Below are 704 nucleotides of genomic sequence, written 5' to 3'. Positions count from 1 at the left end.
ATGAGCTTCGTAAGTTAGGCATATTTGTCTCAGGTAGTGGTGTTCGTTCAATCTGGTTGCGTCACGATTTAGAAAACTTCAAAAAACGATTGAAAGCATTGGAAAACAAAGTCGCTAGTGAAGGTATTATTTTATCTGACGCTCAAGTTGCTGCGCTAGAAAAGAAAAAACATGACGATGAAGCCTGTGGTGAAATTGAAACAGCGCATCCCGGTTATCTTGGCTCACAAGATACATTTTATGTTGGTAACCTTAAAGGTGTTGGTCGTATCTATCAACAAACCTTTGTAGATACCTACAGCAAAGTCGCCTTTGCGAAGCTCTACACAACGAAAACGCCAATTACAGCGGCTGACATGCTCAATGATAAAGTATTGCCTTATTTCGAAGCTCATAAGTTGCCTATGCTTCGAATATTAACTGACCGAGGAACTGAGTATTGTGGGCGAGTTGAGCATCATGATTATCAGCTATATTTGGCAATTAACGACATCGATCATACAAAAACGAAAGCAATGTCCCCGCAAACAAATGGTATCTGTGAGCGTTTCCATAAGACGATTTTGAACGAGTTTTATCAAATCACATTCCGCAAAAAGTTGTACGATTCAATGGAAGAACTACAAAAAGATCTGGACGAATGGATGGATTACTACAACAATGATCGGACTCATCAAGGAAAGGTATGTTGCGGTCGAACACCA

Annotated in this window: 1 protein-coding gene; it reads left to right on the top strand. The window is 40.1% G+C overall.

The features are described 5' to 3' along the window. Positions 1-704 (top strand): integrase core domain-containing protein (locus CWC11_RS19100; protein WP_138683957.1); only part of this gene is annotated, 704 nt, incomplete at both ends.

Origin of the sequence: Pseudoalteromonas sp. S3178 (assembly GCF_005886985.1) — a bacterium.
GTDB lineage: Bacteria > Pseudomonadota > Gammaproteobacteria > Enterobacterales > Alteromonadaceae > Pseudoalteromonas > Pseudoalteromonas carrageenovora.
The sequence above is the reverse complement of the archived record's forward strand: the minus strand, read 5'-3'. Positions and strand labels throughout refer to the sequence as shown.